The 13,979-nt window shown below is 62.4% G+C and carries 19 protein-coding genes and 1 tRNA gene; 18 read left to right on the plus strand and 2 right to left on the minus strand.

Annotation, left to right across the window (positions count from 1 at the left end):
* Position 1 precedes the first annotated feature (1 nt).
* The gene (locus tag A4A58_RS30375; protein ID WP_139069881.1) at positions 2–205 is read left to right on the plus strand and encodes a hypothetical protein; all 204 of its coding nucleotides are present in this window, start codon (positions 2–4) and stop codon (positions 203–205) included.
* Positions 206–218: 13 nt separating this feature from the next.
* Positions 219–725, plus strand: coding sequence for a hypothetical protein (locus A4A58_RS18545; RefSeq protein WP_068734757.1), 507 nt, complete (start codon positions 219–221; stop codon positions 723–725).
* 31 nt (positions 726–756) lie between these two features.
* Here the strand turns inward: A4A58_RS18545 and A4A58_RS18550 are convergent, their stop codons facing one another.
* On the minus strand, positions 757–1,365 hold the full coding sequence (locus A4A58_RS18550) for a TetR/AcrR family transcriptional regulator (RefSeq protein WP_244499803.1): 609 nt from the start codon (positions 1,363–1,365) through the stop codon (positions 757–759).
* Between the two features lie 164 nt (positions 1,366–1,529).
* Here A4A58_RS18550 and A4A58_RS18555 point away from each other — a divergent pair, with 164 nt between their 5' ends.
* The 16 genes from A4A58_RS18555 (at position 1,530) to paaE (ending at position 13,527) form a co-directional block, all read left to right on the plus strand.
* Positions 1,530–2,465, plus strand: a complete 936-nt coding sequence (locus A4A58_RS18555) for an SDR family oxidoreductase (protein ID WP_068734761.1) — start codon at positions 1,530–1,532, stop codon at positions 2,463–2,465.
* 42 nt (positions 2,466–2,507) lie between these two features.
* The gene (locus tag A4A58_RS18560; protein WP_068734763.1) at positions 2,508–3,173 is read left to right on the plus strand and encodes an epimerase; all 666 of its coding nucleotides are present in this window, start codon (positions 2,508–2,510) and stop codon (positions 3,171–3,173) included.
* Between the two features lie 126 nt (positions 3,174–3,299).
* Positions 3,300–4,589, plus strand: coding sequence for a UDP-N-acetylglucosamine 1-carboxyvinyltransferase (murA, locus tag A4A58_RS18565; protein ID WP_068734765.1), 1,290 nt, complete (start codon positions 3,300–3,302; stop codon positions 4,587–4,589).
* Positions 4,590–4,610: 21 nt separating this feature from the next.
* Positions 4,611–5,063 (plus strand): DUF2948 family protein, encoded by a 453-nt coding sequence (locus A4A58_RS18570; protein WP_068734768.1) that lies wholly within the window; start codon positions 4,611–4,613, stop codon positions 5,061–5,063.
* Between the two features lie 103 nt (positions 5,064–5,166).
* Entirely contained in the window at positions 5,167–6,462 is a 1,296-nt protein-coding gene (gene hisD, locus A4A58_RS18575) for a histidinol dehydrogenase (RefSeq protein ID WP_068734770.1), read from the plus strand.
* Positions 6,459–6,956: a UPF0262 family protein gene (locus tag A4A58_RS18580; protein WP_068734772.1), complete on the plus strand. Its 498-nt coding sequence runs from the start codon at positions 6,459–6,461 to the stop codon at positions 6,954–6,956. Before hisD ends, A4A58_RS18580 begins: the two co-directional genes overlap by 4 nt.
* Before the next feature lie 6 nt (positions 6,957–6,962).
* Entirely contained in the window at positions 6,963–7,430 is a 468-nt protein-coding gene (locus A4A58_RS18585) for a low molecular weight phosphatase family protein (protein ID WP_068734774.1), read from the plus strand.
* A 140-nt stretch (positions 7,431–7,570) separates the two neighbouring features.
* Entirely contained in the window at positions 7,571–8,194 is a 624-nt protein-coding gene (locus A4A58_RS18590) for a Maf-like protein (protein ID WP_068734776.1), read from the plus strand.
* A gap of 1 nt (position 8,195) precedes the next feature.
* Complete coding sequence (gene yacG / locus A4A58_RS18595; protein WP_414716994.1) at positions 8,196–8,360, plus strand: DNA gyrase inhibitor YacG; 165 nt, start codon at positions 8,196–8,198, stop codon at positions 8,358–8,360.
* Positions 8,361–8,518: 158 nt separating this feature from the next.
* Positions 8,519–8,594, plus strand: a tRNA-Phe gene (locus tag A4A58_RS18600).
* Positions 8,595–8,836: 242 nt separating this feature from the next.
* Positions 8,837–9,709: a phenylacetic acid degradation operon negative regulatory protein PaaX gene (paaX, locus tag A4A58_RS18605; RefSeq protein WP_068734779.1), complete on the plus strand. Its 873-nt coding sequence runs from the start codon at positions 8,837–8,839 to the stop codon at positions 9,707–9,709.
* A 75-nt stretch (positions 9,710–9,784) separates the two neighbouring features.
* Positions 9,785–10,777 carry a 1,2-phenylacetyl-CoA epoxidase subunit PaaA gene (gene paaA, locus A4A58_RS18610; protein WP_068734781.1) on the plus strand — a complete coding sequence of 331 codons (993 nt, stop codon included), beginning with the start codon at positions 9,785–9,787 and terminating at the stop codon, positions 10,775–10,777.
* 17 nt (positions 10,778–10,794) lie between these two features.
* Positions 10,795–11,082 (plus strand): 1,2-phenylacetyl-CoA epoxidase subunit PaaB, encoded by a 288-nt coding sequence (paaB, locus tag A4A58_RS18615; RefSeq protein ID WP_068734783.1) that lies wholly within the window; start codon positions 10,795–10,797, stop codon positions 11,080–11,082.
* Positions 11,083–11,161: 79 nt separating this feature from the next.
* A complete protein-coding gene (paaC, locus tag A4A58_RS18620; RefSeq protein ID WP_068734785.1) occupies positions 11,162–11,938 on the plus strand; it encodes a 1,2-phenylacetyl-CoA epoxidase subunit PaaC in 777 nt (258 codons plus the stop codon).
* Entirely contained in the window at positions 11,932–12,435 is a 504-nt protein-coding gene (gene paaD / locus A4A58_RS18625; protein ID WP_068734787.1) for a 1,2-phenylacetyl-CoA epoxidase subunit PaaD, read from the plus strand. The genes paaC and paaD overlap by 7 nt, the downstream gene beginning before the upstream one ends.
* A 12-nt stretch (positions 12,436–12,447) precedes the next feature.
* A complete protein-coding gene (paaE, locus tag A4A58_RS18630; RefSeq protein ID WP_068734789.1) occupies positions 12,448–13,527 on the plus strand; it encodes a 1,2-phenylacetyl-CoA epoxidase subunit PaaE in 1,080 nt (359 codons plus the stop codon).
* On the opposite strand, the gene A4A58_RS18635 is transcribed toward paaE, so the two are convergent.
* A complete protein-coding gene (locus A4A58_RS18635; protein ID WP_068735367.1) occupies positions 13,528–13,953 on the minus strand; it encodes a PaaI family thioesterase in 426 nt (141 codons plus the stop codon). It lies immediately after the preceding gene.
* Positions 13,954–13,979: the final 26 nt, after the last annotated feature.

The raw sequence follows: 13,979 nt of genomic DNA on the forward strand, positions 1-13,979 counted from the left end.
AGTGCCATCCGGCCTCGTCGGGCTGCCGCTCGCGCATGACGCCGCGAACGCGGTGGCGTGTTTCAACGCCTGCATGGGCAGCGTCAACGAACGTAAAGCCATCATATCAGGACGCGGCGGCGAAAAATCAAACTTGAATGATGAGTATCAGCCAAAAACAGTTGGCGAGTTTCCGCAGTACACTGTAGCTTTTGAAAAGTTCTAAAGCGGGGGGCATCATGGTTTTGGGAATGAGCTTGGCAACGTTCACGTTGCTTCATGTGGTGATCAGCCTGATCGGCATCGTCGCGGGCCTGGTCGCAATGGTCGGGTTGCTGAAGTCAAAGCCGCTGCCCGGCTGGACCGGTCTGTTTCTGCTGACGACGATCCTGACCAGCGTGACCGGCTTCTTCTTCCCGGTCGAAAAACTGTTGCCGTCGCATGTCATCGGCATCATTTCGCTGGTGCTGCTGGCGGTCGCCTGTCTGGCACTGTACGGCCAGAAGCTGGCGGGGCCATGGCGCTGGATTTATGTGCTGACTGCGATGATCTCGCTTTATCTCAATGTGTTCGTGCTGGTGATCCAGAGCTTCCTGAAGGTCCCGCCGCTTCATGCGCTGGCACCGAGCGTGCCGCCGAGTGAGCCGCCTTTTGCGATCGTTCAGGGCATCGTGCTGGTGTTCTTCGTCGTCACTACCTTCCTTGCGATCAGGAAGTTTCGCCCGATGCCCGGCGGCTTCGCCTGATCGCCAGGCGGCGATCTCCCGCCGATAGCCGCTAGACTTTGTCTTTTCGGACGGGCGATTCCCCGAGGATCGCCCGTATCTCGCCGAAGGTGCGCTTCACAAGCGCCTCGGGTCTTTCGCCTGCGTCCTGCGCCAGCCAGATCTCGCCGCCGATTCGCATCGCGCCCGTCGTGATCATGGAGACCAGCCGCGCCTGTAATTGGCCGGATTTGTCTTTGGCGCGGTTGCCGAGCGCGGCAGCGATGGCGCGCTCCATCTTCTCGTATTTCACGTGGTCGCGCGCGCGCAGCGCGGGATTGCCGTGCTTCAATCGCGCAATGGCGATCGCCTCGGAGCTCTCGAGCTGCTGTGCCATCGAGAGCAAAGCATTTTCCGCGGCCAGCAGCATCGGCTCGTCCGCGGGCCTTGCGGTGATCGCGGCCACAAGGAAATCCGTGCTGGCATCCTGCCACGCCAGAACGAGGTCTTCCTTCGACGCGAAATAATGGAAAAAGCTGCGGCGCGAGATCTCTGCGGCGGCCGCAATGTCGTCCAGCGTCGTTTCCTCGAAACCGCGCTTGAGAAACAACTCCATCGCGACCTTGGTGAGCCGCTCTCGCGTCTGCTGGCGCTTCTTTTCGCGCAGACCGGTCGGCGGCACAGCAGGTGCCGCAACCGATTCCGCGTCTGTTTTCCTCGGCTTAGCCGGCATCCTGGCGGTCACAACAATCCTCGATCTGCACCTATTGCAAGTTTGCACTGAGTGCACATTTATGTCCGGCGGCCGCGCCGCGCAACGATTCTCGATCCTGGGGAGATATAAGCATGACGGACTGGAGCATCGACCATATTCCGCCCATGACCGGCAAACTGGCCGTGGTGACCGGAGCGACAGGCGGCCTCGGCTTCGAGACGGCATTGGCGCTTGCGGGAGCCGGCGCCGAAGTGGTGCTGACCGGCCGTAGCGACGCCAAGGGGAGCGCTGCGATCGAGCGCATCTGCGAGCGGCATCCCGATGCGATCATCAGCTATGAGCACCTCGATCTCGCCAGCCTGGACTCCGTCGCTACTTTCGCGCGCCGTTTCGATGCGATGTATGCGTCGCTCGATCTCCTGATTAACAATGCCGGCGTAATGTCGCTGCCCGCGCGCCAGACCACTGCTGACGGCTTCGAGATGCAACTCGGTACCAACTATCTCGGTCACTACGCGCTCACGGCGCGCTTGCTCCCGGTACTTCGCCGCAACAAGGCGCCACGGGTCGTCAATCTCAGCAGTCTTGCGCATCGTTCGGGCATCATCGATTTCGACGATCTTCAGGGAGCGACGTTCTACAAGCCCTGGAAAGCCTATGAGCAGTCGAAGCTGGCGATGCTCGTCTTCGCGATCGAACTGCAGCGGCGCAGCGATGCCGCGGGCTGGTGTCTGATGAGCAATGCCGCGCATCCCGGTTATGCCCTGACCGATCTCATTCCGAACGGTCCCGGCAGCGGTGGCCTCATGGGGCTCGGAGGCCGGTTGCTGCGTCCGCTGAGCCATTCAGCCGCCGCCGGTGCCTTGCCGACATTGTTTGCAGCCACCTCACCCGATGCGAAGCCGGCTGGCTATTACGGCCCGAACGGCTTCTACGAATTGAAGGGGCCGCCGGCTCCCGCGAAGATCATGCCGCGGGCGCAGGATGCCACCGTTGCCGCGCGGCTGTGGGAGGTCTCCGCTGCGCTCACCGGCACGTCGTTCGATCAGGTCGCGATTGCCGCCTGATTGCGCCGCTCGATCGACTGTCAGTCATCCAAAGGAAGTCTCATGAAAGTCATTTTGTTCGGTGCGACCGGCATGGTTGGGCAAGGCGCGCTCCGCGAGTGCCTGCTCGATCCCAATGTCGAGAGCGTGCTCGTGGTCGGCCGCAGCTCCACCGGGCAACGCGATGCCAAACTGCGTGAGATCAAGCATACCGATCTTTTCGACCTGTCGGCCATCGCGCCTGATCTGACGGGCTATGACGCCTGCCTGTTTTGCCTCGGGGTTTCTTCGCTGGGCATGAGCGAGCCAGACTATCGCCGGGTCACCTACGACATCACCCTCGCGGTGGCGAATACGCTGGTGGGGCTCAATCCTGCGATGACCTTCGTTTACGTCACCGGCCAGAGCACCGACAGCAGCGAGCAGGGCAACGTGATGTGGGCGCGGATCAAGGGCAAGACCGAGAACGATCTGCTCAAGCTGCCGTTCAAGGCCGCCTACATGTTCCGCCCCGGCGGCATCCAGCCGTTGCACGGCGTTCGCTCGAAGACGGCGTGGTATCAGGCGATCTACACTGCGACCGCGCCGTTATGGACGCTCCTGGTCCGGATCGCGCCGAAATACGTCACGACGACCGAAAAACTCGGCCGTGCCATGATCCGGGTGGTTCGCAACGGTTATTCCAAGCCCATTCTGGAGACGCCTGATATCAACATGGTCGGTGCGTAAACGGGCCGATTCGGCCCTTTTACAGATTTGCTGCCGGCCTCATCGAAAAACCGCAAATTTCGACGCTTTTGCTTTAAAGAGGCCATCCGCCCTATAGTCAGGGCACAGCAATCAGCGGGAAACGGTATGGATCGCATTCGCATCGTCGGCGGCAGCAAACTCAATGGCACGATCCCGATTTCGGGCGCCAAGAACGCGGCGCTGCCATTGATGATCGCCGGTCTGCTGACCGACGAGACGCTGATTCTCGACAATGTGCCGCGTCTGGCCGACGTCGCGCAGTTGCAGCGTATTCTCGGCAATCACGGCGTGGACATCATGTCGGCCGGCAAGCGTCCGGGCGATCATGAATATCAGGGCCAGACCCTGCACATCTCCGCCGCCAATATCATCGACACCACTGCGCCCTATGAGCTGGTCTCGAAGATGCGCGCCTCCTTCTGGGTGATCGCGCCGCTGCTGGCGCGCATGCACGAGGCTAAAGTGTCGCTGCCCGGTGGCTGCGCCATCGGCACCCGTCCGGTGGATCTGTTGATCATGGCGCTGGAGAAACTCGGCGCCGAGCTGACCATCGACGGCGGCTACGTGATCGCCAAAGCCCCCGGCGGCCTCAAGGGCGCCGAGATCGATTTTGCCAAGGTCACCGTCTCCGGCACCCATGTGGCGCTGATGGCTGCGACGCTGGCCAAGGGCACGACCATCATCAACAACGCGGCGTGCGAGCCGGAAATCGTCGACGTCGCCGACTGCCTGAACAAGATGGGCGCGCGCATCTCCGGCGCCGGCACCACGACGATCACGATCGAGGGCGTGGCCAAGCTGAATGGCACGCGCCACACCGTGCTGCCGGATCGTATCGAGACTGGCACCTATGCCATGGCCGTGGCCATGACCGGCGGCGATGTGCAACTCTCAGGCGCTCGGCCGGAATTGTTGCAGGCGGCGCTCGACGTGCTGGTCGAAGCAGGAGCAACGGTGACGCCGAACAATGACGGCATTCGCATCTCGCGCAATGGCGCCGGCATCAAGCCTGTGAACGTGTCGACAGCGCCGTTCCCGGGTTTTCCGACAGATCTTCAGGCGCAGTTGATGGCGCTGATGACCACGGCGAAGGGGTCGTCGCATATCACCGAAACGATATTCGAAAACCGCTTCATGCATGTGCAGGAGCTGGCACGCTTCGGCGCGCGGATTCACCTCGACGGTGAAACCGCGACCATCGACGGCACGGCCAAGCTGCGCGGCGCGCCCGTGATGGCGACCGATCTGCGTGCCTCGGTCTCTCTGGTGATCGCTGGCCTCGCCGCGGAAGGCGAGACCATGGTCAACCGCATCTATCATCTCGATCGCGGCTTCGAGCGGCTCGAGGAAAAGCTGTCCGCCTGCGGCGCCACCATCGAGCGCATCAGCGGATAGGGTTCTCTCAAAGGGGTCGTCGTGACGGGTCAACGCAAGCTGATTGCACTGGATGCCGACGACCTCGCGGTGATTTCTGCGCATGTGCAGGATGCGGCCGTTAATGTCGGCGACATTATCTGGCGGCAGAGCGAGAAGCGACTGGTGGTCGGCATGAGCCGGCTCGACTGGGACCAGGCAATTTCAGGCGAGGTGACGCCGCGCCGGCTGGTCTCGGCACTGCGGTTCGACCGCGTGCTGGCTTGCAAGTCCCGCGATATCGATCTCGACAGGCCCGACATCGCGCTGGAACTGCTCGGCATCGAATTCCATGCCGCCGAGCCTCCTGGCGGCAGTGTCGTCCTGATCTTCGCCGGCGGGGGCGCGCTCCGGCTGGACGTCGAGTGCCTGGAATGCGAACTGGCCGACTTGGGTCCCGACGATCTCACCGGCGCATCCGGGGCCGGCACCGAGGCCTCCGGCCTGGACGCCTGATCCGCTATTCATCCTTTCCATTGCAGCACAGGGTTGACGGCCCTTTGCCGCCGCGCCATTGAGCAGGGGGCCTTGGCCGGCAAGGCCCCGCCGGAACACCAGCATGCCAATTCGTATCGATACCGCCAGCGCCGATTTCACCCAGCGCTTCAATGCCTTCCTGACCATGAAGCGTGAAGTCGCGGCCGATATCGAGGTCGCCACTCGCGCCATCGTCGACGACGTCGCCGCCCGCGGCGACGCAGCGCTGCTGGAGGCCACCCGCAAGTTCGACCGGCTGGACCTCAAGGCCTCCGGCCTGCGCGTGACCCCGGCCGAAGTCTATGCCGCCGTTGCTGCCTGCGACGCAGAGACCGTTGAGGCCCTGACATTCGCCCGCGACCGCATCGAGCTGTTCCACAAGCGCCAGCTCCCCAGGGATGATCGCTTCACCGATGCGCTGGGCGTCGAGCTCGGCTGGCGCTGGAGCGCCATCGAGGCTGTTGGCCTCTATGTGCCCGGTGGGACTGCTGCCTATCCGTCGTCGGTCTTGATGAATGCCGTGCCGGCCAAAGTCGCCGGCGTGGAGCGCGTGGTGATGGTGGTGCCGTCGCCGGACGGCAAGCTCAATCCGCTGGTGCTGGCCGCTGCAAAGCTCGGTGGCGTCTCCGAAATCTACCGCGTAGGCGGCGCACAGGCCGTGGCCGCGCTCGCTTACGGTACCGACACCATTGCGCCGGTGGCCAAGATCGTGGGCCCCGGCAATGCCTATGTGGCCGCCGCCAAGCGCCAGGTGTTCGGCAAGGTCGGCATCGATATGATCGCAGGTCCCTCCGAGGTGTTAGTGATCGCCGACGATAGCGCCAATGCCGACTGGATTGCCGCCGATCTGCTGGCGCAGGCCGAGCACGACGCCAATGCGCAGTCGATCCTGATCACCGACAGCGAGCGCCTTGCGGACGATGTTATCCTTGCCGTCGAGGCCCAGCTAACCACACTGCCGCGCGCCGAGATCGCGCGTGCGTCGTGGGAGAATTTCGGCGCGGTCATTCTGGTCGAGAAGCTCGATGACGCCGTGCCGCTCGCCAACGCCATTGCCGCCGAGCATCTCGAAATCATGACGGCCGATCCTGAGGCGTTCTCGCTCAAGATACGCAATGCCGGCGCCATCTTCCTGGGTGGCCATACGCCGGAAGCGATCGGCGATTATGTCGGCGGCTCCAACCACGTGCTGCCGACGGCGCGTTCGGCGCGGTTCTCGTCGGGCCTCGGCGTGCTTGACTTCATGAAGCGAACATCGATCCTGAAGTGCGGGCCGGATCAGCTGCGGGCGCTGGGACCGGCTGCGATGACGCTGGGCAAGGCCGAAGGCCTCGATGCCCACGCACGTTCGGTCGGATTGCGCCTCAATTTGCGATGAGTAGTGCCCCTCCACCAGAGGATGACAGCAACAACCGCATCGTGGCGGTGACGCTCGATGAGGAATCGATCGGCCGTTCCGGGCCGGATATCGAGCATGAGCGCGCGATCGCGATCTACGATCTGATCGAGCAGAATCTGTTCGCGCCGGAAGGCGCGCACGTCGGCCCGTTTACGCTGCATATAGGCATCACCGGCAGCCGGCTGATGTTCGACATCCGCCGCGAGGACGGTACGCCCGTGGTCGCGCACCTTCTGTCGCTCGGGCCGTTCCGCCGCATCGTGAAGGACTACTTCATGATCTGCGACAGCTACTATCAGGCGATTCGCACCGCTACGCCCGACAAGATCGAGGCCATCGACATGGGCCGCCGCGGCATCCATGACGAAGGCTCGCGGACGCTGCAGGAACGATTGGCCGGCAAGGTGCGCGTCGATTTCGAAACGTCGCGGCGGCTGTTTACGTTGATCTCCGTCCTCCATTGGAAGGGCTAGCCGCTGATGGCCGCGCCGCCACGCGCGCGCACGCCTCAGGCGGTGTTGTTTGCCTGTGGCCAGAACAGCGTGCGTTCGCCGATGGCCGCCAGCCTCCTGCAGCAGATGTTCCCGCAGGCGCTGTATGTGAAATCCGCCGGGGTGAAGAAGGGAGAGCTCGATCCCTTCGCAGTGGCCGTGATGGCCGAACTCGGCCAGGACATCTCCAGACACAAGCCCATGACCTTCGAAGAACTCGAAGACTGGGAAGGGCTCAATTTCGATCTCATCATCACGTTGTCGCCGGAGGCGCATCACAAGGCGCTGGATCTGACACGCACTGATGCCGCCGAGGTCGAATACTGGCCGACGGTGGATCCCACGGGAACCGAAGGTAACCGCGACCAGAAACTGGCGGCCTATCGCGAGGTCTGCGATGGGCTTTTGCTGCGGATCCGCAAGCGTTTCGCCAAAGGCGGTGCAGCCAGCGGATGAATGCTACAGCACACTAGTCATTCCGGGTTCGAGATCGCCTTATGGCCCTCTCGCCCCGGAATGACGAGCCTAGTTCCGGTTGTCGAACCATCCCCCTTCCGATAGGTTCCGCGCGCATTTCCAGGATCGATCACATCGCCATGCTCGGCCGCCCCAAATTCGTTCTCGCCTCCGGTTCGCCCCGTCGCCTCAGCCTACTCAATCAGGCCGGGATCGAACCCGATGCGCTGCGTCCCGCCGATGTCGACGAGACCCCGAAGCGGGGCGAACTGCCGCGCGCCTGCGCCAATCGCCTGGCCCGCGCCAAGGCGGAAGCGGCGCTGAAATCAGTCCAGCTCGACGACGAACTCCGCGGCGCGTTCATTCTCGCAGCCGATACCGTGGTGGCCGTCGGTCGTCGCATCCTGCCCAAGGCAGAACTGGTCGATGAGGCCTCGCAGTGTCTGCGGCTGCTGTCGGGCCGCAACCACCGTGTCTACACAGCAGTCTGCATCGTCACCCCCAAGGAAAGCTTCCGGCAGCGGCTGATCGAGACCAAGGTGCGCTTCAAGCGCCTTAACGAAGAAGACATCAGCACCTATATCGGCTCCGGCGAGTGGCGCGGCAAAGCCGGTGGCTACGCTGTGCAGGGCATTGCCGGCTCCTTCGTGGTCAAGATGGTCGGCTCCTACACCAATATCGTCGGCCTGCCGCTCTACGAGACCGTCTCGCTGCTGGGTGGCGAAGGCTTCCCGATCCGTTTCGGCTGGTTGAATGCAAGCTAAGGTGTCCAAATCCGGCGAAAAGCCGTGCCCGATCTGCGGCAAGCCCGTGGTGGAGGCCTCCAAACCGTTCTGTTCCGAGCGCTGTCGCGACGTCGATCTCAACCGCTGGCTGTCGGGCTCCTATGCGATTCCCGGCAAACCGACGGATGATGAGGACGCCGAATAGGCTCGACGGGCATTTGCGCTGCCCAAGCCAGTCCGAAGCGGCCATTTCCCATTGTTTTGACGGCAAAATCTTCGTTCACAGAAATGCCATCGGGCGGGTGGACAGGGCCGATTTGCCTGACTATAAACCGGCGCTCCCTGGACCTGATCCGGGGCGGCGCCCAGGTAGCTCAGTTGGTAGAGCATGCGACTGAAAATCGCAGTGTCGGTGGTTCGATCCCGCCCCTGGGCACCACTGTTATCCTGCCCGCAACATGATGCGAAGCAACGAGTGCTAACTTTCGCTTAATGGCGTAAGCCGCGCATGGACGTGGTAATTGCCGGCTATTCCGACTCGTCGAGCGACTGAGTATTTCGAGGATAGCGGGATCCTGATCTTTGTGCCGGGCTGCGCGCGCACGGAGGATCTCATTCTACCAATCAAAATGCAGGGGCGGGCGGATTGGTGATCGCGCTGGAATGTTTTACGGATGTCCCATGTCGCAGCATCCGCTCTTTCGCATTATCAGCCGATTCAAGCGCGAACCCTCACGCACCGGCTCACTGATCATTACCTTCTATGGCGACGCGATCTTGCCGCGTGGCGGATCGGTGTGGCTCGGCACATTGCTGGCATTTCTGGAGATGCTGGAGATCGACGGGGGCGTGGTGCGCACAGCGATGTCCCGTCTCGCCGCCGACGGCTGGCTCGATCGCGAGAAGGTTGGCCGCAAGAGCTTTTACAAGCTGGGTCCAAGCGGGCAGGAGCGCTTCGCGTCAGCCGTAGCGCATGTCTACAATCCGCAGCCCTCCGAGTGGCAGGGGCTTCTTGAATTGCTCCTGATCTCTAATGGCGGGGATCGCGAGGTGTCGCGCGCCGCATTGACCGAGGCGGGGTTCGGCAATCCGATGCCGGGCGTCTGGGTCGCGCCATCCGGCACCGCCGTGCCATCGGCAGCGGCCGGTGCGATCCGGCTGGAAGTATCGGCCGATAACGAAATGGGGCGACGCTTGATTGGGGAGTCCTGGCTGCTGCCGCGGATCGCCGACTCTTATCGGGATTTTCTGAAGACCTTCGCACCGCTCGAGGCGTGGATCGCCGGCGCGGACGCACTGCCGCCGGCAGATGCGATGCTGGCGCGCGTCCTGCTGATTCATCAGTACCGCCGTGTCCTGCTGCGCGACCCATTGCTGCCACCGGCGCTGCTGCCGGCGGATTGGCCCGCTGCAGAGGCTCGTGCGCTGTGCGGACGGATCTACCGGGCCTTGCTCTCAGCCGCCGAGCAGTGGCTCGACCAACATGGTGCAAGCGCTGACGGACCGTTACCTGTACCCGGCATGGAACTCGCACGCAGGTTCTCGGGCCAATAGCCATTATGTTACAAAAATATCTTGATATTCTATTTTTCCGTTATATGTTGTGGGAAACATACGGGAGGACGAGGCATGTATACGCAGGCCCTGAATGCGCCGCAGGCCGACGACCGGCATCTGGAAGACGCTGACAAATCCGCTCGTTTCGAGGCCCGCGTCGCCAATGAGGAGCGCATCGAGCCCAATGACTGGATGCCTGCCGCCTATCGCAAGACATTGACGCGGCAGATTTCCCAGCATGCGCATTCCGAAATCGTCGGCATGCTGCCGGAAGGCAATTGGATCACGCGTGCGCCGACCCTGCGTCGCAAGGCGGCGCTGCTGGCCAAGGTGCAGGACGAGTGCGGGCACGGCCTCTATCTCTACGCGGCCGCGGAAACGCTCGGCACCTCGCGCGAGGAACTCGTCGATCAGATGCTGAGCGGCAAGGCGAAGTATTCGTCCATCTTCAACTATCCGACGCTGACCTGGGCTGATATCGGCGCGATCGGATGGCTCGTGGACGGTGCCGCCATCATGAACCAGATTCCGCTGTGCCGATGTTCCTACGGCCCCTATGCGCGCGCGATGATCCGCGTCTGCAAGGAAGAGTCGTTTCATCAGCGCCAAGGTTACGAGATCATGGTCACGCTGTCGCACGGCACGCCCGAACAGAAGGCGATGGCGCAGAGTGCGCTGGATCGCTGGTGGTGGCAGTGCCTGATGATGTTTGGCCCGCCGGATGGCGAGAGCCAGCACAGCGATCAGTCGACTCGCTGGAAGATCAAGCGTTTTTCCAATGACGAGCTGCGTCAGAAATTCGTCGACGCCACCGTTCCCCAGTCCGACTATCTCGGCCTCAAGATCCCGGATGCGGATCTGAAGTGGAACGCAACGACAGGCCACTGGGACTACGGCGCCATCGACTGGCAGGAATTCCAGGACGTGTTGGCCGGCAATGGCCCCTGCAATCGCGATCGTCTCGCCGCGCGCCGCAAGGCACATGACGATGGCGCATGGGTCCGCGAGGCCGCCACGGCCTATGCAGAGAAACAGCGGGCACGCCGCGCTGCTGTCGCAGCTTGAACGGACAGGAGCTGATCATGAGCACGCCAAACATCCAGCTTTGGGAAGTCTTCATCCGCAGCCGCAACGGGCTTGCACACAAGCATGTCGGATCGCTGCACGCCGCGGATGCTGCGCTGGCGATGCAGGCGGCGCGCGATATCTACACGCGCCGCGGCGAGGGGCTGTCGATCTGGATCGTCCCGTCGGACACCATCGTCGCCTCGGATCCCGCCGAAAAGGACATGATGTTCGATCCGGCACTGTCCAAGATCTATCGGCATCCGACATTCTACGATGTGCCGGACGAAGTCGGCCATATGTGAGCAAGCGCACGCGCTGCTTCTTTCGCGCACGCGCCATGCTCTTACAGCAACAGAATTCTTGCCAGCAGGATCACAGGCCATGGCTGCAGCTTCGATTTCGGTAACTGAGAGCTCCCTGGTGCTCTATGCGTTGCGTCGTGCAGACGACGCGCTGATCCTGGGGCACCGGTTGTCGGAATGGTGCGGCCATGCGCCGATGATGGAAGAGGATATGGCGCTCGCCAATATGGGCCTCGACCTGATTGGCCAGGCGCGTGAGCTGTATAGCTACGCGGCCAAGGTCGAAGACAACGGCAATGACGAGGATCGCTACGCCTATCTGCGCGACGTCCGTCAGTATCGCAATCTCCTGCTGGTCGAGCAGCCGAATGGCGATTTCGCGCGCACCATCGTCCGGCAGTTCTTCTACTCGGCCTTCGCCGATGCCTACTGGCGCGCCATGATGGGTTCCGAAGATGCCACTCTGGCTGCGATCGCCGCGAAATCCGAGAAAGAGAGTGCCTATCATATCAGGCATTCGTCCGAATGGGTGATCCGCCTCGGCGACGGCACGCCCGAGAGCCACCGCCGTGCGCAAGATGCAGTTGACGATCTCTGGGCATTCACCGGCGAGCTATTCCATACCGATGACAGCGATGCCGGATTGATCGCCGATCGGCTTGTCATCGATCCCGAAAGCCTCCGTGCCGGCTGGACCGACACAGTGACCGGGATTTTGCGGACGGCGACGCTGGCGTGCCCCGGGAAAAGCTGGATGCAGAAGGGCGGGCGATCGGGAAACCATAGCGAGCATCTCGGTCATCTTCTCAGCGAGTTGCAGTCGCTACAGCGCTCGTTCCCGGGCGCAACGTGGTAGTCGCCGATACCAATGACAGTGCGTTGCGCGCGCGCGCATGGGCTGCGGCCGCCGAAGTGGTCGATCCGGAAATTCCGGTCCTGACCATCGCGGATCTTGGCGTGCTGCGCGACGTATCCATTGTGGACGGACAGGTCGAAGTCGCGATTACGCCGACTTATTCAGGATGCCCGGCGATGAACATGATCGCGCTGGAAATTGAACTGGCTCTGACGCGCGAAGGAATCCGCAATTCGAGGGTCAAGACGGTGTTGTCGCCAGCCTGGACGACGGACTGGATGAGCGATGACGGCCGCCGCAAGCTGAAGGACTACGGCGTGGCGCCGCCGCAATCCGGCGGCGGCCGTCGTGCATTGTTCGGCGAGCAGCAGGTGGCCTGCCCGCAATGCGGGTCGAGCGAAACCGAGGTGCTGTCCGAATTCGGCTCGACGTCATGCAAGGCGCTGTGGCGCTGCACAGCGTGCCGCGAGCCATTCGATTATTTCAAGTGTCATTAGGACGAGCGGCCGATGTCCCAAATTCCCAAATTCCATCGCCTCGCGGTTGATGATTTGCGCCGTGAGACCTCCGATGCGGTGTCGATGACATTCGCCATTCCCGAAGATCTCGAACAGGATTACGCGTTTGCGCCGGGCCAGTATCTGACGTTGCGGACTATGATGGATGGCGAGGAGGTGCGCCGGTCCTATTCGATCTGCTCCAGCCCTGATGATCGCGAACTGCGCATCGCCGTGAAGAAGGTCGATGGCGGCGCCTTTTCGAACTGGGCGCTCGAGCAGCTCAAATCGGGGGACGAACTCGACGTCATGACTCCGACCGGTCGCTTCGGCATCGCGCATGCGCCGGAGCAGGCGCGCATCCATGTCGGCTTCGCCGCCGGATCCGGCATCACACCGATCATGTCGATCATTCGCGGCATTCTCGCGCGTGAGCCACAGAGCCGCTTCTTTCTCTTCTACGGCAACCGGACGGCCTCCGGCATTCTGTTTCTTCAAGCACTGGAGGAATTGAAAGACCGGTTCATGGGTCGTCTGTCCGTGTTCCACGTCCTATCTCAGGAAGAACAGGACCTGCCGATCCTTTACGGCCGGCTCGATCGCGACAAAGTCTCCATTTTGCTGCGCGCGATGGTGCCGGCTCAGGCGGTCGATCACGTATTCATCTGCGGACCGGTGGCCATGAGCGAGGAAATCGCGGCGACCTGCGCCGAACTCGGCATCGCCGCCGAACATGTTCACGTCGAGCGTTTTGTCTCAGGTCTTGGCGGCAAGCCGCGGCCCAAGCCTGTCGTGGCGCCTGAGACACCGCCCAAGGCGGTCGCGGCGCTCATCGTGGACGGCAAGCGCAAGGACGTGCCGATCGTCGAGGGGGAATCCATCCTCGATGCGGCGCTTCGCGCGGGCATGGATCTACCCTATGCCTGCAGGGGCGGTATGTGCAGCACTTGCCGTGCCAAGGTCGTTGAAGGCGACACGCAGATGGATGTCAATTATTCGCTGGAGCCGTGGGAGCTGGAGGCGGGCTTCGTGCTCACCTGTCAGGCACATCCGGTGTCTGCGCGCATCACCGTCGACTATGATCAGGTCTGATTACTTGCTGTCGCGCATGATCGCATAGGCGGTCTGGGCCAGCGCGACTGGTTTTGCGTCGCTTGCGGTTTCGATCGTTACGCTGCCGAACGCCATGGTGCGCCCGAGCCTGACTACACGTGCCTGAGCCAGCAGATCGGAACGCATGGCCGGTTTGAGGAAGTGGATAGTCTGATCCACTGTGGTCATCGGCAGATATTCGCCCGCTGCCGAAGATATAGCGAACACCATGGCGGTGTCGGCCAGAGACATCAGCGCCTGTCCGCAAACCACGCCGTTATCGCGGCAGAGCCTGTCCGAGAACTTCATGCGCAAGATAGCGCCGTCACCGCCGATGCTTTCGATTGAGAGGTCGAGGTCCTGCACCCATGGGGCAAAAACGGTCTGCAGCAGATGAGTGGCAGTGGAGGCGTCGAAGGTCGTCATCACGGAGCATCCTGCATTCGGTGTGA

It is taken from the genome of Tardiphaga robiniae, from assembly GCF_001618955.1.
GTDB lineage: Bacteria > Pseudomonadota > Alphaproteobacteria > Rhizobiales > Xanthobacteraceae > Tardiphaga > Tardiphaga robiniae_A.